The sequence below is a fragment of the Cellulomonas denverensis genome (assembly GCF_012396125.1).
In the GTDB taxonomy this organism is placed as follows: Bacteria; Actinomycetota; Actinomycetes; order Actinomycetales; family Cellulomonadaceae; genus Cellulomonas; species Cellulomonas denverensis.
Genome location: NZ_JAAXOX010000001.1, coordinates 669,881 through 689,371, shown reverse-complemented (window position 1 = coordinate 689,371; position 19,491 = coordinate 669,881). Strand labels below are relative to the sequence as shown.

Genomic DNA, 19,491 nt, shown 5'->3' with positions numbered 1-19,491 from the left:
CGGGCGGATCGCGGGTGGCCCAGCGGCCCGGATCGGCACCTACCCTCGTGCCATGTCCCCCGACGCGACCGCCGGACGGCCCGAGACCGGCGGCCGGCACCCGGCCCTGGACGGCGAGCTCGCTCCGCCGCCCGACCGCAGCCGCCCCGGCCCGGCGCCCCGGGAGGTGGTGTGGGCGGTGGTCACCACCGACCCGCTGGACACCGCCGACCTGGCCCGCCGGGTCGAACGCCCGGCCGCCGGCGCCGTGGTCACGTTCTCCGGGCTGGTGCGCGACCACGACCACGGACGCGCGGTGCAGCGGATCGAGTATGTCGCCCACCCGAGCGCCGCCGAGGTGATCGCCCGGGTCGCTGCGGATGTCGCGGGCCGGTCCGAGGTGGACGCGGTGGCGGTGGCGCACCGGATCGGCGACCTGGCGGTGGGGGAGAACGCCTTCGCGGTGGCGGTGTCCGCCGCGCACCGGGCCGAGGCCTTCGCAGCGGCGGCACTGCTGGTGGACGAGGTGAAGGCCCGGCTGCCGGTGTGGAAGCGCCAGGTGTTCGCCGACGGCACCGACGAGTGGGTCGCCTGCCCCTGAGCCGGGTCGTCCCCTGAACCGGCCCGACCCCTCATCCAGCCCGCGCTTGGACCGGCCCGGCCCGCGATCGGGCCCGGCGCGTGAACCGGCCCGGCCCTTGATCAGAAACGGTCAGCCGCCGGCGAACGGCGGCAGCAGATCCACCGTCGCGCCATCCGCCGGGACCGTGCCCCGCTCGGCGTCCAACTCACCGTCGACCAGCACGCTGCACGCCGGGGCCACCCGGGCCAGACCCGGTCCGAGCCGGTCGCAGGCGTCGGCGATCAGGTCGGCCACGGTGCTGCCCTCCGGCGCGCTGACCCGTTCCTCCGGCACCCCGGCGGCGGCGCCCGCCCCGGCGAAGTAGCGCAGCGTCACAGTCGGCACGTCAGCCTCCGATCGCACTCATGGGTCGTCCGGGCTGCAGGAATCCCGGGTCGTTGATGCCGTGACCGGCGGCCTTGCGAGTCATCGCGGCGGTCCACGCCTGGGCGATCTCCTGGTCGTCGGCGCCGCCGCGCAGCATGCCCCGCAGGTCGGTCTCCCGGCGGGCGAACAGGCAGTCGCGCAGCTGCCCGTCCGAAGTCAGCCGCACCCGGTCGCAGTCGCCGCAGAACGGCCGGGTCACCGAGGCGATCACACCCACGGTGTCCTGACCCGACGCCCCGCCGCCGTCCACCAACCACAGCTGCGCGGGGTCGGCACCCCGGCCGGTCACCGGGGTCAGGGTGAACGCCTCGGACAGTGCGGCCAGGATCTCCTGGCCGGTGATCATCGAGTCGGCGTCCCAGGTCTCGCGCGGGCCGAGCGGCATCTGCTCGATGAACCGCAACCGGTAGCCCTCGGCCAGCGCCCAGCGCAGCAGCGGCACCGCCTCGTCGTCGTTCAGCCCGCGCATCAGGACGGAGTTCACCTTGACCGGGGTCAGCCCGGCGTCCCGGGCGGCGGCCAGCCCGGCCAGCACCCCGGGCAGCCGGTCGCGGCGGGCCAGTTTGGCGTAGCGCTCCGGGTCGAGGGTGTCCAGGGAGACGTTCACCCGGCCCAGTCCGGCGCGGACCAGCCCGGCCACCCGGCGGTCCAGGCCCAGGCCGTTGGTGGTCAGCGAGGTCGCCGGGGGCTGTCCGTCGGTCCGGCGCAGGGCGGTGGTGGCGGCGACGATCCGTTCCAGTCCGCGGCGCAGCAGGGGCTCGCCGCCGGTGAAGCGGACCTCCTGCACACCGAGCCGCTGCACCGCGATCGTGATCAGCCGGATCAGTTCCTCGTCGGTGAGGACGTCCTCGGTGGGCAGCCAGGGCAGCCCTTCGGCGGGCATGCAGTAGGTGCACCGCAGGTTGCAGCGGTCGGTCACCGACACGCGCAGGTCCCGGGCGACGCGACCGTACCGGTCCACCAGTCGCCCGGCGGTCACCGCTGCTCGCCCCGGCATGCCCCGACACTAAGCTCCGCGCGCGCGCCCGTGGCGTGACCTTGGGCCGGGGTGCCCCGCGACGGCCTCTGGGTAGCCTCGGACCCGTGGCGGGCTTCGATCGGACGGTGGCCGAGCACCGGGCCGCGGTGCTCGCCGACCTGCATGCCGTGGCGCCGGTGTCGCTGCCGATCGCCGAGGCGCGGGGGCTGGTCGCGGCCACACCGGTCCGGGCCGCGGTGGCACTGCCCGGCTTCGACAACGCCGCGATGGACGGCTACGCGATCCGGCTCGCCGACGTCACCGCACCGGGCGCGGCCCTGCCGGTGAGCGGCGACATCCCCGCGGGCAGCGTCCCGGCCGGACCGCTGGCCCCGGGCACCGCCTGCCGGATCATGACCGGGGCGCCGGTCCCGGACGGCACCGAGGCGATCGTCCCGGTGGAGGACACCGACCGCGGCACGGACCGGGTGCGGATCGACCGGCTGCCACGGCCGGGCGCCCACCTGCGACGTCGCGGCGAGGACGTGGCCGAGGGCGCGACCGTGCTGGACGCCGGGCAGCTGCTCACCCCGCCGCGGATCGGCCTGCTCGCCGCGGTCGGCCGCCCGGAGGTGCTGGTGCATCCCCGGCCCCGGGTGCTGGTGCTGTCCACCGGTGCCGAACTCGTCCCGGCCGGCCGGCCGCTGCCGCCGGGGACGATCCACGACGCGAACGGCCCGATGCTGGCCGCCGAACTCGACCGGCTCGGCGCCCAGGTGCTGCGGGCACCGATCGCCGGCGACCGGCCCGGCGACCTGCTGGCCGCCCTGGCCCCGGCGCTGGACGGCGGGGTGGACCTGGTGGTGACCTCCGCCGGGGTGAGCGCCGGTGCCTACGACGTGGTCAAGCAGGACCTGGCCGGACAGGTCGAGTTCGTGCGGGTGGCGATGCAGCCCGGCAAACCGCAGGGCTTCGGCCTGGTCGGACCGCATCACACGCCGGTGCTGACCCTGCCCGGCAATCCGGTCTCCGCCTGGGTGTCGTTGCAGGTCTTCGTCCGCCCGGCGCTCGATCTGCTGGCCGGCCGGCCGGTGATCGGCTGCCCGGGCACCACCGGCGTGCTCACCGCGCCGCTGGAGTCGCCGGCCGGCCGGGAGCAGTTCCTGCGCGCCCGCACCGGCACCGGCGACCCCCTGCCGGTCACCCCGCTCGGCGGCCCGGGCTCGCACCTGCTCGGATCGCTGGCGCACGCCGACGCGCTGGTCGTCGTGCCCGCCGACCGCATCACCCTGGCCGCCGGTGACTCGGTGGACGTGCTGCTGCCCCTGACCCCGACCGGGAGTGACCGATGAGCGAGCGACTCACCCACGTGGACGACCGCGGCGCCGCCCGCATGGTCGACGTCAGTGCCAAGGAGGTGACCGTCCGCACCGCCACCGCCTCGGGCTTCGTCCGGGTCAGCGGGCAGGTGGTCGCGCTGCTGCGCGGCGAGGGGGTGCCGAAGGGCGACGCGCTCGCGGTGGCCCGGATCGCCGGGATCCAGGCGGCCAAGCGGACCCCGGACCTGGTGCCGCTGTGCCACCCGATCGCGATCCACGGCGTCACGGTGGACCTCGAGGTGGTGGACGAGGGCGTGCGGATCACCGCCACCGTCCGGACCGCCGACCGGACCGGGGTGGAGATGGAGGCGTTGACCTGTGTGGCCGCCGCCGGGCTCACCATGGTGGACATGGTCAAGGCGGTCGACCGCGGGGCGGAGATCACCGACATCCGAGTGGAGGAGAAGTCCGGTGGACGATCAGGGACGTGGCGTCGTGGCTGAGCCGGGCACCCCGGTGCCGAGTGCGGTGGTGGTGACCGTCTCCACCCGGGCGGCGGCCGGGGTGTACCCGGACGGGTCCGGGCCGGTGCTGGCCGAGGAGCTGCGGGCGCTGGGCTTCGCGGTGACCGGGCCGTGGGTGGTGGCCGACGGCGAACCGGTGGGCGAGGCGATCCGGTCGGCGGTGGACCAGGGCCACGACCTGGTGGTCACCACCGGCGGCACCGGGCTGACCGCCGATGACGTGACGCCGGAGCAGACCCTCGCACTGCTGGACCGCCTGGTGCCGGGCCTGCCGGAGGCGATCCGGGCCGCCGGCATCCGTGCGGGCGCCCCGGCCTCGCTGCTCAGTCGTGGCGTGGCGGGCACTGCCGGGCGGACGCTGGTGGTGAACCTGCCCGGGTCGATCCGGGCGGTGCGCGAGGCGGTCGCGGCGATCGGTCCGGCGCTGCTGCACGCCGCCGACCAGCTCGGCGGCGGCGACCACCCGCGCACGCACTGACCATCCGCGCGCACACCGCCCGTCCGCCCGCGCACTAGCCCGCCCGGTCCCCGCGCCGAGAGTGCACGAATGCACGCCTCCACGGCCGGGAGAGCTGCATTCGTGCACTCTCGATGCTCTGCGGCGCCGGGGCGGGTCAGTACCGGGGCAGGCTCGGGTCGATCTGGTCCACCCAGCCGAGGACGCCGCCGGTGAGCTGCACGGCGCGGTAGCCCCGGTCCAGTGCGATCGCCTGGGCCTGCGCGGACCGGCCGCCCAGCTTGCAGTGCAGCACCACGGTCCGCTCCGGGTCGAGCCGGTCGAAGGCGGTGCCGTCCAGGAACGCGGCCAGCGGGATCGACCGGGCACCGGGGATGGTCACCAGCTCGCGCTCGGCGGGCTTGCGCACGTCGACCAGGTCGAAGTCGTCCTCGCCGCGCTCGCGGGCCGCCAGCCGCCGGGCCAGGGTCACCGCGTCGATCGCCTCGGGCGGGGAAGTCGCGCTAGACACCTCGCCGGGGACAGCGCACGCCACGGCCTCGTCGGTGAGTGCCGTGACCGGCAGGCGACCGGGTGCCGGGCGCAACGGGATCTCCCGCCACCGGGCGGTCAGCGCGTCCAGCACCAGCATCCGGCCGAGCAGGGGCTCACCGACCCCGCAGATCAGTTTGACCGCCTCGGTGGCCATCGCCGATCCGATCGACCCGCAGACCACGCCGAACACCCCGGCCTCGGCGCAGGACGGCACCGTGCCGGGTGCGGGTGGCTCGGGGAACACGTCGCGGTAGTGCACGCCCTGGTACCCGGCGGGCGGATCGGCCCAGAACACCGACACCTGGCCGTCCCAGCGCAGGATCGACCCCCAGACCAGCGGCTTGCCGGCCAGCACGCAGGCGTCGTTGACCAGGTACCGGGTGGGGAAGTTGTCCGTGCCGTCGATCACCAGGTCGTAGCCGGCGATCACGTCCAGGGCGTTGGCCGCGGTGAGGCGTTCCCGGTGCTCGATCACGGTGACCAGCGGCTGGATCCCGCGCACGGACTCGGCGGCGCTGGTGGTCTTGGGTCGTCCGAGGTCGGCCGAGCCGTGCACGATCTGACGCTGCAGGTTCGAGGTGTCGACCAGGTCGTCGTCGACGATGCCCAAGGTGCCGACCCCGGCGGCCGCCAGGTAGAGCAGCACCGGGGAGCCGAGCCCGCCGGCACCGACCACCAGCACCCGGGCAGCCCGTAGCCGCCGCTGGCCCTCGGTGCCGATCGTCGGCACCAGCACGTGCCGGGAGAACCGGGTGACCTCCTCCGGGTTGAGCGGGGGACCGGGCTCGACGAGCGGGGGCAGGGCCATGGCGTGCTCCGGGTCGGTGGCGGGGGGCAGCACGACCGTAACCGGGCCCACGAGGCCGGCATCAGGGCACAATGTCCCGCGATTGACTTCGCCAGCCAAACTCAAAACGAGAGTCGAATCGGTCCGAACGGGTGACCTGCCCGGGTGAACCACCCGCCCCTGACCTGCACTGTGGCCCGTGATTCCGGGCATGTGAGCGTCGTTACCCACTTGCAATCTCCGGCCGCTCCGCTTTGGCTTGACTTCCTGAAGTCAAGCCTCAAGAGTGTGGGCGTGCCCGGCACCGACGCCTGGAGGTGCACCGGAGATCGCCCCGAGGACGGGGTCGGTCCCGGCTCAGGGGGAGAAGCGAGCAGGACGCGGTGACCGTGCGGTCACCGGTGACGACGAGGTCAGCACCCCTCTCAAGGAGGAGAAGGACATGAAGAGCATCAGGTTCGCGGCCGTCGCGGGCGTTCTCGCCCTCGGCCTGGCGGCGTGCTCCGGCGGTGGCGCCGGCAGTGGCGGTTCCGGCGACGGCGAGAGCGCCGACCCCAGCGACCAGACGATCGGCGTCGCGATGCCGACCGAGACCTCCGAGCGCTGGATCGCCGACGGCAACGCGGTGAAGAGCCAGCTCGAGGAGGCCGGGTACTCGGTCGACCTGCAGTACGCGGCCGACGACATCCCGACCCAGTCCCAGCAGATCGACCAGATGATCACCAAGGGCGTCGACCTGCTGATCGTCGCCTCGATCGACGGCACCGCGCTCGCCAACCAGCTGCAGGCCGCCGCGGACGCCGGCATCCCGGTCATCGCCTACGACCGGCTGATCAACGGCACCGAGAACGTCGACTTCTACGTCACCTTCGACAACTACAACGTGGGTGTGCAGCAGGCGACCTCGCTGCTGGTGGGCCTCGGCCTGCTCAACCAGGACGGCTCCGAGGGTGACGCCACCGGCCCGTTCAACGTCGAGCTGTTCGCCGGGTCGCTGGACGACAACAACGCGCACTTCTTCTTCGACGGCGCGATGGACACCCTCAAGCCGTTCATCGACGACGGCACGATCGTGATCAAGTCCGGCCAGACCGACATCGAGCAGGTCGCCACCCTGCGCTGGCTGCAGGAGACCGCCCAGAAGCGGATGGAGGACCTGCTGACCTCCACCTACTCGGACGGCAGCAAGGTCGACGGCGTGCTCTCGCCCTACGACGGCATCTCCCGCGGCATCATCACCGCGCTGCAGAACGCCGGCTACGGCGACTCCATCGAGGCCGGCCTGCCGATCGTGACCGGTCAGGACGCCGAGATCGCCTCGGTCAAGCTGATCAACGACGGCGTGCAGTTCTCCACCATCTTCAAGGACACCCGCAAGCTCGCCGAGCAGGCGGTCACCTCCGCGAAGGCGTTCCTGGAGGGCAACGAGCCCGAGGCGAACGACACCGAGACCTACGACAACGGCGTGAAGGTCGTCCCGTCGTACCTGCTCGAGTCGGACATCGTCTACCAGGACAACATCCAGTCGCTGCTCATCGACTCGGGGTACTGGACCGAGGACCAGGTCGCCAGCGGCCAGGCCTGATCGCCCTTCTTCACCCTCCGCTGCCGGGGCCACCCCATCGTGGCCCCGGCAGCGGGCCCCCATCGCATGAGGAACGAGGACGGCTGCATGAGCGACCACATCCTTCAGATGCAGTCCATCACCAAGACCTTCCCGGGCGTCAAGGCGCTCCAGGACGTGAACCTGAGCGTCCGCCGCGGCGAGATCCACGCCATCTGCGGCGAGAACGGTGCCGGGAAGTCGACGCTGATGAAGGTGCTCTCCGGGGTGTACCCGCACGGCACCTACGACGGCGAGATCCTGTTCGACGGAGAGAAGGTCGAGTTCGGCTCGATCAACGACTCTGAGGACAAGGGCATCGTGATCATCCACCAGGAGCTCGCCCTGGTGCCCTACCTGTCGGTGGCCGAGAACATCTTCCTCGGCAACGAGCGCCAGTCCGGCGGGATCATCGACTGGAACAAGGCCAACTCCGAGGCCGCCCAGCTGCTCGCCCGGGTCGGCCTGGACGAGAACCCCACCACCCCAATCGGCCAGCTCGGCGTCGGCAAGCAGCAGCTGGTGGAGATCGCCAAGGCACTGTCCAAGAAGGTCAAGCTGCTGATCCTGGACGAGCCGACGTCCGCGCTGAACGACTCGGACTCCGACCACCTGCTCGACCTGCTGCGACACCTGCGCGGCCAGGGCATCACCTCGATCATGATCTCGCACAAGCTGAACGAGATCGCCGAGATCGCGGACTCCACCACGATCATCCGTGACGGCCGCACGATCGAGACCCTGGACATGGAGGCCGACCAGGTCACCCAGGAGCGGATCATCCGCGGGATGGTCGGCCGCGACCTGGACAGCCGGTTCCCGGACCACACCCCGACCATCGGCGAGGAGGTGTTCCGGGTCGAGGACTGGCACGTCGAGCACCCCACCCAGCCGGGCCGGGTCGTGGTCGACGGCGCCAACTTCGCCGTGCGGGCCGGGGAGATCGTCGGCATCGCCGGCCTGATGGGCGCGGGCCGCACCGAACTCGCAATGAGCGTCTTCGGGCGGTCCTACGGCCGGAACATCTCCGGGAAGGTCTTCCTGCACGGCCGGGAGATCAAGACCCGCACCGTGACCGAGGCGATCGGGCACGGGCTGGCCTACGCCACCGAGGACCGCAAGACCTACGGCCTGAACCTGATCGAGGACATCCGGCGGAACATCTCCGCGGCGGCGCTGAACAAGCTGTCCACTGGTGGCTGGGTGAACGGCAACGAGGAGATCAAGGTCGCCGAGGACTACCGGCGGTCGATGAACATCAAGGCGCCGACCGTGATGGCCCTGACCGGGAAGCTCTCCGGCGGTAACCAGCAGAAGGTCGTGCTGTCCAAGTGGATCTACACCGATCCCGAGGTGCTGATCCTGGACGAGCCCACCCGCGGCATCGACGTCGGGGCCAAGTACGAGATCTACACGATCATCAACAAGCTCGCGGATGCCGGGAAGGCGGTCGTGGTCATCTCCTCGGAGCTGCCCGAGCTGCTCGGCATCTGTGACCGCATCTACACCCTCGCATTCGGCCGGATCACCGGCGTGACGGACCGGCGCGACGCGACACAGGAAGGGCTGATGGAGCTCATGACGCAGGAACGGGACCAGACGACGGGGGCTGTCCAGTGACGGCGGTGACCGGGCTGCGGGACATCTTCACCAAGAACCTGCGCCAGTCCGGCATCTACATCGCGTTCGTGGCGATCATCGTCCTGTTCGCGATCCTGACCGGCGGCACGCTGCTGCAGCCGGGCAACATCACCAACATCGTCCTGCAGTACTCCTACATCCTGATCCTGGCGATCGGCATGGTGATCGTCATCATCGGCGGTCACATCGACCTGTCGGTCGGATCGGTGGTCGCCCTCACCGGCGCGGTCTCCGCGGTGCTGGTGATCAAGAACGGCGCACCGTGGTGGGTCGGCATCCTGGCCGCGCTCGCGGTCGGCCTGGTGGTCGGCGCCTGGCAGGGCTTCTGGGTGGCCTACGTCGGGATCCCGGCGTTCATCGTGACCCTGGCCGGCATGCTGCTGTTCCGCGGCCTGACCCTGCAGGTGCTGCAGAACATCTCGCTGTCGCCGTTCCCGAGCTCGTACCAGAAGGTGGCCGGTGGCTTCCTGAACGGACTGTTCGGCGGTGACGGGTACGACGTCTTCACCCTGGTGATCGCCGCGGTCGCGGTGGTCGGGTACGCGGTGGCGTCCTACCGGTCGCGGATGGGCCGGGTGCGCTACCAGCAGTCGGTCGAGGCGATGCCGTTGTTCGTGCTCAAGATCGTCGCGGTCGCCGTGGTGGTCATGCTGTTCGCCTGGCAGCTCGCGCACTCCCGTGGCCTGCCGATCGTGCTGATCATCCTCGCGGTGCTGATCCTGGCCTACAACCTGGTCACCAACCGCACGGTGTTCGGCCGGCACGTGTACGCGATCGGTGGCAACCTCAACGCTGCGCAGCTGTCCGGCGTGAAGGTCAAGCAGGTCAACTTCTGGATCTTCGTCAACATGGGCTTCCTGTCCGCGGTCGCGGGGGTCATCTACTCCTCGCGGGCCAACGGCGCCCAGCCGGCGGCGGGCAACATGTTCGAGCTGGACGCGATCGCCGCCTGCTTCATCGGTGGCGCGTCGACCACCGGTGGTGTCGGCCGGGTCACCGGCGCGATGGTCGGTGGCCTGATCATGGCCGTGATGTCCAACGGCATGCAGCTGATGGGTGTCCCGCAGTCGACCCAGCAGATCGTCAAGGGCCTGGTGCTGCTGCTGGCCGTGGCCTTCGACATCTACAACAAGCGCCGGGCGGGCACCGCGCGCTGATCCGGACCCGGGCGGCCGTCCGGCGGGGAAACCCGGACGGCCACCCGCCCCACCCGATCGGGCCGGGACCCCACCGCACAGGGGGTCCCGGCCCGGCCGCGTTCCGGCTTCGCTTCGCCTGCCCCGGCGGCCCGCCCGCCCTCGCCTCGCCCGCCTGCCGTCCGCCCTCGCTTCGCCCGCCCGCCTTGCCCTCGCCCGGCCCCGTCCTGGCGCCGAGAGTGCACGAATGCAGGTCTCACGGCGCCGGAAGCGTGCATTCGTGCACTCTCGACGACCGGTGCCGCCCGGGCCCGGAGTGCGGACCGGGTCAGGACCGGACCAGAACCGGCTCAGGCGCGGTGCAGGGCGGCGGGGGCGTCGGCTCGGGCGCGGAGCAGGGCGGCGGGGGCGTCGGCTCGGGCGCGGAGCAGGGCGGCGGAGGCGTCGGCTCACGCGCGGAGCAGCGCGGGCGAGCGTGCGGGCTCAGGCCCGCAGCAGCGCGGCCAGGGCGTGGTCGCGGGCGAGGAGCAGCGCGCCGTGCGCGGGTGCGGCGGGGCCGAGCTGCCCAGCGACCACATCGACCACCGCCCCGGAAGTCACCGCCGTCCGCTCGGCCAGCACCTCGCGCAGTGGGTCGAGCAGCAGGTCGCCGGCCCGGGAGAGCGCGCCACCGACCACCAGCACGTCCGGGTCGAGCACCGCGCAGACCGAGGCCATCGCGGTGCCGAGGTGCCGGCCGACGTCGGACAGCACTCGGCGGCACCCGGGATCGCCGTCGGTGGCCAGGTCGAGCACCTCGGCGATGGTCAGCGGGCCGTGGCTGGCCGCGAGCAGCCCGGTGATCGCCTGCGACCCGGCGTAGACCTGCAGGCAGCCCCGGTTGCCGCAGGAGCAGATCGGGCCGAGCGGGTCGATGGTGAGGTGGCCGAGTTCCCCGGCGGTGCCGGTGCGGCCGTGCACCAACTCGCCGCCGTGCACGATGCCGCCGGAGACCCCCTGGGAGACCGACACCTGGACCACGGTGTCCCGGCCCCGTCCGGCGCCCAGCCGGGCCTCGGCCAGCGCGGACAGGTTGCCCTCGTTGTCGAAGATCACCGGCACACCGGGTGCGGGGGCCAGCAGCGCGGGCTGCGCGACCACCGGCACCCAGCCGTCCCGCACCCCGGCGCCGGCCACCCGCCCGGTCCGGACCTCGACCGGGGCGGGCACCCCCACGGCGACCGCGAGCACCGCGGCCGGGTCGATGCCCTCGCGGGCCAGCAGGTCGCCGGACAGTGCGCGGGCGGCGTCGACGGCCAGGTCGGCGCGGTGACCGTCGGGCAGCGGGGCCAGGGCCTCCACCGCCGGGCGGCCGTCGCCGGGATCGAGCAACACCCGGGCCTCGTCCAGGTAGCAGTGCACGCCGATCAGCGGCCCGCCGGGTCCGGCCAGCGAGACCGCGCGGGCCCGGCGACCGGTGCGGATCACGTCCCGGACCCGGACCAGCCCGTCGTCGAGCAGCCCGGCGACCACGGTGGACACGGTGCCGGCGGTCAGTCCGGTGGCAGCACCGATCTCGACCTGGGTGAGCTCCCCGGCGTGCCGCAGCGCGGTCAGGACGGACACCCGGCTGCGGGGGGCGTGTCCGGCGCTCACGGCCGGGCCGCGAACCTCTCCAGCAGGTCGGCGTGCCCGGAGACCACCAGCAGGTCGTTGGCCGAGATCCGGGTTTCCGGGGTGGCGTAGACGAAGTCGATCCCCGGGCTCTTCACCCCGATGATCGTGACGCCGTACCGCTCCCGGATCCGGGACTGCGCGATGGTGAAGCCCTGGGTCTCGCGCGGCGGGCGCATCTTGACCACGGTGAAGCCGTCCTCGACCTCGATGTAGTCGAGCATCTTCCCGGACACCAGGTGCGCGACCCGGGAGCCGGCATCCGCCTCGGGCAGCACGACGTGGTGGGCGCCGATCCGCTGCAGGATGCGGGCGTGCTCGGCGCTGATCGCCTTGGACCAGATCTGCGGGGTGCCGATGTCCACCAGGTTGCCGGTGATCAGCACCGACGCCTCCAGGTAGGACCCGACCCCGACCACGGCGACCGCGAAGTCCCTCGCGCCGAGCTGGTCCAGCGCCTCCGGATTGGTCGCGTCTGCCTCCACCAGCGGGATGCGGCCGGACCACTGGGCGACCAACTCGGGGTCGCGCTCGACCGCGAGCACGTCCTGGCCCAGCCGGTCCAGGGTGGCGGCGATCGCGCTGCCGAACCGGCCCAGGCCGATCACCAGCACACCGGCGTCGCGGCGGGTCTCCTTGCGCTTGTCCTTGCGCGTCCACGGGCGGGCGTGCTGCGCGGACTCCTCGGCCGGGCCGTGGCCGCCCAGCCCACCGTCGCGGCCCCGGGCGTCCCGCGGCTCGCGTCCCCGGTGCGGCTCCTGCGAGTCCCGGGCGTCGCGGGGGTCGGGCGTGGCACCGGTCCCGCGGGGGTCCGGCATACCGCGCCCACCGGCCGCCACCTCGTCCGCGCTGTACGGGTATCCGTCGTGTGCCTCGGACCGGGGCCGGGCGTCCCGGGGCTCGCGGGCCGAGCGCGCCTCGCCGGCGGAACGCGCGTCCGCCGGGCCGCGCTCGCCGGACGCCGCCCGGGCCTCCTCGGCGCTGTACGGGTAGCCGTCGCGGTCGTCGCGGCGGCCCCGGGTGCTGTCATCCAATGATCGGCCTCTCCTCCGGCAGCCGGATGACCCGACGACGGCTGCGCAGCGCCAGGGCGGCGGCGAGCGTCATCGTGCCGGTCCGGCCGATGAACATCAGGACGGTGAGCACGTACTTGCCCGCGTCCGGCAGTGTCGGGGTCAACCCCGTCGACAGTCCACAGGTGGCGAACGCCGAGATCACCTCGAACAACACCACGTCCAGTGTCTCCTCCGGCACGATCGCCAGCAGCAGCAGCGAGGCGGTCAGCACGATGGTCGCGGACACCAGGGAGACCGCGATCGCCACCTGCAACGCCTCGCGCGGGATCCGCCGGCCGTAGGCCTCCACGTCCTTGTCGCCGCGCGCCTCGGCCCGGATCGCCAGCAGCATCACCGCCAGGGTGGTGACCTTGATCCCGCCCGCGGTGGACGCCGACCCGCCGCCGACGAACATCAGCGCGTCGTTCAGCAGCCAGGTGCCCTCGTGCATGTGCGCGATGTCGACGGTGGAGAACCCGCCCGAGCGCGGCATCACCCCGGCGAACAGCGACGCGAGCAGGGTTTCGTTCCAGTCCCGTCCGCCCAGGGTCGCCGGGTTGGTCCACTCGAAGGCGGCGACCATCACGGTGCCGAAGACCACGAGCGCGGCACTGGTCACGATGGTGAGCTTGGCGTGCAGGCTCCACCGACGCGGCCGGCGCAGCTTGCGGGCGACGTTGAGGATCACCGGGAAGCCGAGCGAGCCGATGAACACGCCGATGATGATCGGCATCAGCATCCACCAGTCGCCGGCGAAGTCGGTCAGGCCGTCGGCGGTGGGGACGAAGCCCGCGTTGTTGAAGGCCGACACGGCGTAGAAGAGGCCGTGCCACGCCGCCTCGCCCCAGGAGTCGCCGACGATCCGCAGCCGGGGGACCAGTACCAGGGCGATCATCACCTCCAGGGCGGTGGAGGTGACGATGACGGTGCGCAGCAGGGAGCCGACCTCGCCCAGCCGGGTGGTCTTGGTCTCCGAGGTCACCAGCAGCCGCTGGGTCAGCCCGATCCGCCGGGACACCGCCAGGCCGAGGATCGAGGCCAGCGTCATCACGCCGAGGCCACCGATCTTGATCCCGACCAGGATCACCACCTGCCCGGCGGTGGACCAGTACGTGCCGGTGTCGACGGTGACCAGGCCGGTGACGCAGACCGCGGAGGTGGCGGTGAACAGCGCGTCGACGAAGGGTGCCCGCTGGCCGGAGGCGGTGGCCCACGGCATGGACAGCAACACCGTGACCAGGGCGATCACCCCGGCGAACACACCGAGCGCGAGCCTGGCCGGAGACTGTCGTGCCAGCCGGTCGACGAGTTCGCGGCCCGACCAGAGCACACCGGGCAGACCCCGTGCCATCGACCCTCCGTCCCCTGCTCGTCCTGCGGTGCCGGTGCCGGCCACCGACCGGAGCCCACTCTCCCACGTGGGCGCGCGCGAGGCGCTGCGCGCGCCCGGCTACGGTGTGGGGCATGTCGCAGCGGGTGCGCGTGGTGTGGACCCCCGAGCTGCTGGATTACGACTTCGGCCCCGGGCACCCCATGGCTCCCCTGCGGCTGGACCTGACGATCCGGCTGGCCCGGGCCCTCGGCCTGCTCCAGCACCCCGATGTCGAGGTGGTCGGGGCCGAGCCCGCCGCCGACCGGGTGCTGGAGCTCGCACACGAGCCGGAGTACGTGGCCGCCGTGCGCCGCGCGTCCAGCGAGGGGATCGGCGACCCGGCGCGCGGGCTGGGCACCGAGGACGATCCGGTGTTCCCCGGCATGCACGAGGCCGCCGCCCGGGTGGTGACCGGGAGCCGGGACGCGGCGCTCGCGGTCTGGCGGGGCGAGGTGGCGCACGCGGTGAACCTGACCGGCGGGATGCACCACGCCATGCCCGGAGCGGCCTCCGGCTTCTGCGTCTACAACGACGCCGCGGTGGCGATCCGGGCGCTGCTGGCCGAGGGGGCGCAGCGGGTGGCCTACGTCGACATCGACGCCCATCACGGCGATGGGGTGCAGGCGGCGTTCTGGGACGACCCGCGGGTGCTGACCGTCTCGGTGCACGAGAGCGGGCGCACGCTGTTCCCGGGCACCGGCGACCCGGTGGACATCGGGGGTGCCGGGGCGCACGGCACGGCGGTGAACGTGGCGCTGCCGTCGCACACCGGCGATGCGGGCTGGTTGCGGGCGGTCGATGCCGTGGTGCCGGAGGTGCTGCGGGAGTTCCGGCCGCAGTTCCTGGTCAGCCAGCACGGCTGCGACGCTCATGTCGAGGACCCGATCGCGAATCTGGATCTCAGCCTGGATGCCGGGCGGCTGGCGTCGGCCTGGTTGCACCAGCTGGCGCACGAGGTCTGCGACGGCCGCTGGCTGGCGCTGGGTGGTGGCGGGTACGCGGTGGTCGACGTGGTGCCGCGGGCCTGGACCCATCTGCTGGCCGAGGCGACCCATCGCCCGGTGGACCCGGCGACCCGGGTGCCGCGGAGCTGGCTGGACCAGGTGGTCGCGTTGTACGGCCGGGAGGCGCCGGGGTCGATGACCGACGGGGCGGCGCTGCGGTGGCGGCCGTGGTCGGCCGGATTCGACCCGGACGAGGCCGTCGACCGGGCGGTCACGGCGACCCGGCGGGCGGTGTTTCCGGCCCTGGGACTGGACCCCGCGGTCGAGTAGCCCGAAACACCCGAACCGCCACGACACGTCTCACCTTTCACAGGAGCCTCACCTCCCACTACAGTTGCGCCGAACGGCCGGAGCAGGTCGTTCCCGACACCCACGCACCGGTGGTGCGACGACGAAAGAGCGGCCAGATGAGCGAGCAACCCCGGCGGGTCCGGTTCCTCACCGTGGCCGAGGTCGCGGAGGCCATGCGGGTGTCGAAGATGACCGTGTACCGGCTGCTGCACTCGGGTGAGATGCCCGCCGTGCGGGTCGGCCGCTCGTTCCGGGTCCCGCAGGACGCGCTCGACCAGTACCTGGCCACCGCGCAGTTCGACGTCGACCAGGCCGAGGAGGACGGTGGCGCCGGTGCGACGGGTTCGCGCCGGATGTCGTCCTGAATCCCGCCCTGAGCCCGGCCGTGGCGCGGCCACTGCGCCGGATCGACTAAGGTGGGGGCGGACTTTCCCGTGCGTGGGGGTCCCGCGAGGGTTCGCGACCGGAGGCCATGACCTCCGGCCGTGGCTCACGGGGGACGCGCTGCGCGTCGATCGACCACAACCGGCGGACGCCTGACGCGCTCGCCACCGGAAGCGAGTGAGGACCCATGGGCTCCGTCATCAAGAAGCGCCGCAAGCGCATGGCGAAGAAGAAGCACCGCAAGCTGCTGCGCAAGACGCGCCACCAGCGCCGCAACAAGAAGTGACCGCCGCCGCCCGCTGAGGGCGGTGCGGGACGAGGGGCGCCCCGCCGACTCCGGTCGGTGCGGGCGCCTTCGTGCGTCCGGGGCCGGATGGGTGCGCAGTCTCCAACGATGTAGTCGGACTATTCGTACCTCTTGACGCAGATCGCCGGCCGCTGATTCACTCACCTCGGCGGCTCTTCAACGTTGAAGAGCCAGGCGCTTCGGTGCGCCAGCCCGGGGTGGAGGAGGTCGACGGTGATCTCACCGGACGGTCAGGGCATCAGCAGGCGGGGACTGCTCCGCGGCGCGATGCTCGGAGCCGGCGCACTGGCCGGCTCGTGGGCGCTCAGCGGATGTGGCGGATCGGCCGCCGCGTCCGGGGCGACCCGGATTCAGATGTGGCACCTGTTCACCGGCGGTGACGGGGGCATCTTCCAGCAGATGCTCTCCGAGGTGCAGAACGAGGACCCCCAGCTGGCCATCGATCCGGTGGTCCTGACCTGGGGGGCGCCGTACTACACGAAGTTGATCATGGCCTCGGTCGGCGGCCGGTCGCCCGACCTGGCGGTGATGCACCTGACCCGGGTGGCGGGCTGGGTGCCGGGCGGGGTGCTCGACCCGTGGGACCTGGACCTGCTCGCCGAACACGGGGTGGCCAAGGAGTCCTTCCCGCCGGCGCTCTGGGACCGGGCCACCATCGACGGGCAGCTCTGGGCGGTGCCACTCGACTTCCACGCCTTCCTGCTGTTCTTCGACCGGGGGCTGGCCGACCAGGCCGGGATCCTCGGCACCGACGGCAAGCTGACCGGCATCGACTCGCCGGAGGGCTTCCTGGAAGCCGGTCGCGCGATGGCCGACGTCACCGGCTACGCCGGGATCGGCTACGGCTACACCGGCGACGGCGCCCAGATGTCCCGGATGCTGTGGGGCCTGTACGGCCAGACCGGCGGCGAGGTCACGCTCACCCCAGGCCAGGACGCGCAGCTCGACCGGGACAAGCTGATCGAGGTGGTCAGCTACGTGCAGTCGATGCTGGACGACACCGTGGCGATCGCGAACAGCGACTACAACGCCGCGGTCGCCTCGTTCAGTACCGGCCGGGTCGGGATGTGCTTCAACGGGAACTGGGAGCTGCCGACCTTCCAGAACGCCGGGGTGGACGTGGACGCGATGCCGATGCCGACCCTGTTCGGCAGCCCCGGCACCTACGGCGACTCGCACTGCTTCGTGCTGCCGCACCAGGTGAACGCCGACCCCGCCCGCCGGGAGGCCGCCTACCGCACGGTCGCCGCGATGCTGAACAAGTCGCTGCTGTGGAGCCAGGGCGGCCACATCCCGGCCAACCGCGCGGTCACCGAGTCCGCGGAGTACCGGGCCCTGGAGCCGCAGGCGCACTACGCGCAGGCGAGCGAGGAGGCCATCTTCGACCCGCAGGCCTGGTTCACCGGGTCCGGGTCCGACTTCCAGGCCCGGGTCGGCGAGGTGCTGCAGACCGCGTGGCTGGACAAGGGATCGCCCGAGTCGGCGGTGGACGGCCTGATCGACCGGCTGAACACCGCCCTCCAGACCAAGCCGCCGGCGTGAGGAGACCGTGATGACCACGCAGATCGATCCCGCACCCGTCGCCAGTGGCCCGGCCGTGACCACCGCACCTCGTTCGGCCAAGCAGCGTCGTGGCCGCGAGGGCCGGGGCTGGCCGTTCGTGGTGCCGTTCCTGGTGATCGCCACCCTGTTCCTGATCGTGCCCACCCTGTACGGCCTCGGGCTGAGCTTCACCGAGCAGTCGCTGATGGGCAACGGCGGCTGGGTGGGCCTGGACAACTACGCCGAGGCGCTGAGCGACAGCACCATGTGGGCCACCCTCGGCCACACCATCGCCTTCACCGTGATGAGCACCGTGCCGCTGGTGCTGGTCGCCCTGGTGATGGCACTGCTGGTCTACACCGGACTGCCCGGGCAGTGGCTGTGGCGGCTCGCGTTCTTCGCGCCGTACATGTTGCCGGTGGCGGTCGTGGTGCAGATCTGGGTCTGGCTGTTCCAGCCGGAGATCGGCTTCCTGAACTACTGGCTGGACCGGTTCGGGCTGGACAAGGTCGGCTGGCTGACCGACACCAACGTGGCGATGTGGTCGATGGTGCTGCTCACCCTGTGGTGGACGGTCGGCTTCAACTTCCTGCTGTATCTGTCGGCGCTGCAGGCGATCCCGGACCAGATGTACGAGGCGGCCGCCCTGGACGGGGCCGGGTCGTGGCGGCGGCTGTTCTCGATCACGCTGCCGCAGCTCAAGGGCACCACCGTGCTGATCACCGTGCTGCAGCTGCTGGCCTCGCTGAAGGTCTTCGACCAGATGTTCATCGCCTTCAACGGCGGCTCCGGACCGGGCGGCGTGACCCGGCCGATCCTGCAGTACATCTACGACACCGGCTTCACCGGCTACCGGATGGGCTACGCCTCGGCGATGTCGTACATCTTCTTCGCCCTCATCATCGTGGTGACCGTGGTCTTCCAGGCGTTCACCACCCGTCGTCGGGAGGCCGGCCGTGGCCGTTGAGACCCTGAGTCCGCTCAGCCCGGGACAGCGCGCACGCCGGGCCTGGACCGAGCGCCGGGACGACAACCGGCGCACCCGGGCGCTGGTGCTCGGCCGCTCCAAGGTCGCCACCGTGCTCGCCGTGGTGATCCTGGTGGTGATGGCGGCCAGCTGGCTGCTGCCGATGCTGTGGGCGATCAGCACCAGCTTCAAGACCGAGGCCCAGGCGCAGTCGACGCCGTTGCAGTGGATCCCGGACGGCGGCTTCACGCTGGAGAACTACGCCACCGTGTTCTCCCGCGGCGAGGTGATGCGCTGGATGGGCAACACCCTGCTGATCGCGGGGGCGGTCACCATCCTGACCGTGGCGCTGTGCGCGCTGGCCGGTTACGGCTTCTCCCGCACCCGGTTCCGCGGCCGGCGACTGCTGTTCGCCGGGACGATCGCCCTGATCGCCATCCCGGGCCAGATCCTGATCGTGCCGCTGTTCCGCCAGATGCAGGCGATCAACGCCGTCGACACCTACTGGGGCGTGATCCTGCCCCAGCTGGTCGCCCCGGTGATGGTCTACATCTTCGCCAAGTTCTTCTCCGAGATCCCGCAGGAGCTGGAGGACGCGGCCCGGGTGGACGGCGCCGGGCACTGGCGGACGTTCTGGTCGATCGTGCTGCCGATCTCCCGGCCGATCGTGTCCGCGGTGGGCATCTTCGTGTTCATCGGGGCGTGGAACAACTTCCTGTGGCCGTTCATCGTCACCAACAACCCGGACCTGATGACCCTGCCGGTCGGTCTGTCCACGGTGAAGAACGCCTACGGCACGATCTACGCCCAGACGATGGCCTCGGCGATGATCGCCGCCGCACCGCTGATCATCCTGTTCATGCTGTTCCAGCGGCAGATCGTCAAGGCGGTCGCCACGACCGGGCTGGGTGGGCGCTGAGTGACGCGGGTGACCCCGTGCCGTGTGCTAGAACCACGGGGTCACCCGGC

At 72.1% G+C, this 19,491-nt stretch carries 19 protein-coding genes; 13 read left to right on the top strand and 6 right to left on the bottom strand.

Features of this window, described 5'->3' with window-relative positions; all coding sequences use genetic code 11:
- The first annotated feature begins 52 nt into the window (after positions 1–52).
- The gene (locus HGA03_RS03145; RefSeq protein WP_203767418.1) at positions 53–580 is read left to right on the top strand and encodes a molybdenum cofactor biosynthesis protein MoaE; all 528 of its coding nucleotides are present in this window, start codon (positions 53–55) and stop codon (positions 578–580) included.
- A gap of 111 nt (positions 581–691) precedes the next feature.
- Here HGA03_RS03145 and HGA03_RS03140 read toward each other — a convergent pair whose 3' ends face one another.
- Positions 692–946, bottom strand: a complete 255-nt coding sequence (locus tag HGA03_RS03140) for a MoaD/ThiS family protein (protein ID WP_239073580.1) — start codon at positions 944–946, stop codon at positions 692–694.
- A gap of 1 nt (position 947) precedes the next feature.
- The gene (moaA, locus tag HGA03_RS03135; RefSeq protein WP_168628715.1) at positions 948–1,985 is read right to left on the bottom strand and encodes a GTP 3',8-cyclase MoaA; all 1,038 of its coding nucleotides are present in this window, start codon (positions 1,983–1,985) and stop codon (positions 948–950) included.
- Between the two features lie 86 nt (positions 1,986–2,071).
- On the opposite strand from moaA, the gene HGA03_RS03130 reads away from it, so the two are divergent.
- Genes HGA03_RS03130 through HGA03_RS03120 form a run of 3 tightly spaced genes read left to right on the top strand, consistent with a single transcriptional unit; the run spans position 2,072 to position 4,267 of the window.
- Positions 2,072–3,298, top strand: coding sequence for a molybdopterin molybdotransferase MoeA (locus HGA03_RS03130; protein WP_168628714.1), 1,227 nt, complete (start codon positions 2,072–2,074; stop codon positions 3,296–3,298).
- On the top strand, positions 3,295–3,768 hold the full coding sequence (gene moaC / locus HGA03_RS03125; RefSeq protein WP_168628713.1) for a cyclic pyranopterin monophosphate synthase MoaC: 474 nt from the start codon (positions 3,295–3,297) through the stop codon (positions 3,766–3,768). Before HGA03_RS03130 ends, moaC begins: the two co-directional genes overlap by 4 nt.
- Positions 3,761–4,267: a MogA/MoaB family molybdenum cofactor biosynthesis protein gene (locus HGA03_RS03120; RefSeq protein WP_203767415.1), complete on the top strand. Its 507-nt coding sequence runs from the start codon at positions 3,761–3,763 to the stop codon at positions 4,265–4,267. Before moaC ends, HGA03_RS03120 begins: the two co-directional genes overlap by 8 nt.
- 136 nt (positions 4,268–4,403) lie before the next feature.
- Here the strand turns inward: HGA03_RS03120 and moeB are convergent, their stop codons facing one another.
- Entirely contained in the window at positions 4,404–5,588 is a 1,185-nt protein-coding gene (gene moeB, locus HGA03_RS03115) for a molybdopterin-synthase adenylyltransferase MoeB (RefSeq protein WP_168628712.1), read from the bottom strand.
- A 421-nt stretch (positions 5,589–6,009) separates the two neighbouring features.
- Between moeB and chvE the strand changes: the two genes are divergently transcribed.
- From chvE to mmsB, 3 genes are all read left to right on the top strand, one after another.
- Positions 6,010–7,152 (top strand): multiple monosaccharide ABC transporter substrate-binding protein, encoded by a 1,143-nt coding sequence (gene chvE / locus HGA03_RS03110; RefSeq protein WP_168628711.1) that lies wholly within the window; start codon positions 6,010–6,012, stop codon positions 7,150–7,152.
- Between the two features lie 87 nt (positions 7,153–7,239).
- Entirely contained in the window at positions 7,240–8,790 is a 1,551-nt protein-coding gene (gene mmsA / locus HGA03_RS03105) for a multiple monosaccharide ABC transporter ATP-binding protein (RefSeq protein WP_168628710.1), read from the top strand.
- The gene (gene mmsB / locus HGA03_RS03100) at positions 8,787–9,968 is read left to right on the top strand and encodes a multiple monosaccharide ABC transporter permease (protein ID WP_168628709.1); all 1,182 of its coding nucleotides are present in this window, start codon (positions 8,787–8,789) and stop codon (positions 9,966–9,968) included. Before mmsA ends, mmsB begins: the two co-directional genes overlap by 4 nt.
- Positions 9,969–10,430: 462 nt before the next feature.
- Here mmsB and HGA03_RS03095 read toward each other — a convergent pair whose 3' ends face one another.
- The 3 genes from HGA03_RS03095 to HGA03_RS03085 all read right to left on the bottom strand — a co-directional run bounded on the left by HGA03_RS03095 (position 10,431) and on the right by HGA03_RS03085 (position 14,006).
- Positions 10,431–11,582: an ROK family transcriptional regulator gene (locus HGA03_RS03095; protein WP_168628708.1), complete on the bottom strand. Its 1,152-nt coding sequence runs from the start codon at positions 11,580–11,582 to the stop codon at positions 10,431–10,433.
- Positions 11,579–12,214 (bottom strand): potassium channel family protein, encoded by a 636-nt coding sequence (locus tag HGA03_RS03090; RefSeq protein ID WP_239073581.1) that lies wholly within the window; start codon positions 12,212–12,214, stop codon positions 11,579–11,581. Before HGA03_RS03090 ends, HGA03_RS03095 begins: the two co-directional genes overlap by 4 nt.
- Before the next feature lie 412 nt (positions 12,215–12,626).
- Positions 12,627–14,006, bottom strand: coding sequence for a TrkH family potassium uptake protein (locus HGA03_RS03085; RefSeq protein WP_168628707.1), 1,380 nt, complete (start codon positions 14,004–14,006; stop codon positions 12,627–12,629).
- A 113-nt stretch (positions 14,007–14,119) separates the two neighbouring features.
- Here HGA03_RS03085 and HGA03_RS03080 point away from each other — a divergent pair, with 113 nt between their 5' ends.
- From HGA03_RS03080 to HGA03_RS03055, 6 genes are all read left to right on the top strand, one after another.
- A complete protein-coding gene (locus tag HGA03_RS03080; RefSeq protein WP_168628706.1) occupies positions 14,120–15,301 on the top strand; it encodes an acetoin utilization protein AcuC in 1,182 nt (393 codons plus the stop codon).
- 137 nt (positions 15,302–15,438) lie between these two features.
- The gene (locus HGA03_RS03075) at positions 15,439–15,687 is read left to right on the top strand and encodes a helix-turn-helix domain-containing protein (RefSeq protein WP_168628705.1); all 249 of its coding nucleotides are present in this window, start codon (positions 15,439–15,441) and stop codon (positions 15,685–15,687) included.
- Between the two features lie 206 nt (positions 15,688–15,893).
- Positions 15,894–15,992 (top strand): 30S ribosomal protein bS22, encoded by a 99-nt coding sequence (locus HGA03_RS03070; protein WP_003792170.1) that lies wholly within the window; start codon positions 15,894–15,896, stop codon positions 15,990–15,992.
- Positions 15,993–16,226: 234 nt separating this feature from the next.
- Positions 16,227–17,555, top strand: coding sequence for an extracellular solute-binding protein (locus tag HGA03_RS03065; RefSeq protein WP_168628704.1), 1,329 nt, complete (start codon positions 16,227–16,229; stop codon positions 17,553–17,555).
- Positions 17,556–17,565: 10 nt separating this feature from the next.
- Positions 17,566–18,522 (top strand): carbohydrate ABC transporter permease, encoded by a 957-nt coding sequence (locus HGA03_RS03060; RefSeq protein WP_168628703.1) that lies wholly within the window; start codon positions 17,566–17,568, stop codon positions 18,520–18,522.
- Positions 18,512–19,441 carry a carbohydrate ABC transporter permease gene (locus HGA03_RS03055; RefSeq protein WP_239073579.1) on the top strand — a complete coding sequence of 310 codons (930 nt, stop codon included), beginning with the start codon at positions 18,512–18,514 and terminating at the stop codon, positions 19,439–19,441. Before HGA03_RS03060 ends, HGA03_RS03055 begins: the two co-directional genes overlap by 11 nt.
- Positions 19,442–19,491 lie beyond the last annotated feature (50 nt).

Excerpts from the sequence above, each read along its gene's own strand:
- moeB (WP_168628712.1), bottom strand. The coding sequence starts at position 5,588 with ATGGCCCTGCCCCCGCTCGTCGAGCCCGGTCCCCCGCTCAACCCGGAG.
- HGA03_RS03060 (WP_168628703.1), top strand. The coding sequence starts at position 17,566 with ATGACCACGCAGATCGATCCCGCACCCGTCGCCAGTGGCCCGGCCGTG.
- moaA (WP_168628715.1), bottom strand. The coding sequence starts at position 1,985 with ATGCCGGGGCGAGCAGCGGTGACCGCCGGGCGACTGGTGGACCGGTAC.
- HGA03_RS03145 (WP_203767418.1), top strand. The coding sequence starts at position 53 with ATGTCCCCCGACGCGACCGCCGGACGGCCCGAGACCGGCGGCCGGCAC.
- HGA03_RS03080 (WP_168628706.1), top strand. The coding sequence starts at position 14,120 with ATGTCGCAGCGGGTGCGCGTGGTGTGGACCCCCGAGCTGCTGGATTAC.
- HGA03_RS03085 (WP_168628707.1), bottom strand. The coding sequence starts at position 14,006 with ATGGCACGGGGTCTGCCCGGTGTGCTCTGGTCGGGCCGCGAACTCGTC.
- moaC (WP_168628713.1), top strand. The coding sequence starts at position 3,295 with ATGAGCGAGCGACTCACCCACGTGGACGACCGCGGCGCCGCCCGCATG.
- chvE (WP_168628711.1), top strand. The coding sequence starts at position 6,010 with ATGAAGAGCATCAGGTTCGCGGCCGTCGCGGGCGTTCTCGCCCTCGGC.
- mmsA (WP_168628710.1), top strand. The coding sequence starts at position 7,240 with ATGAGCGACCACATCCTTCAGATGCAGTCCATCACCAAGACCTTCCCG.
- HGA03_RS03075 (WP_168628705.1), top strand. The coding sequence starts at position 15,439 with ATGAGCGAGCAACCCCGGCGGGTCCGGTTCCTCACCGTGGCCGAGGTC.
- HGA03_RS03070 (WP_003792170.1), top strand. The coding sequence starts at position 15,894 with ATGGGCTCCGTCATCAAGAAGCGCCGCAAGCGCATGGCGAAGAAGAAG.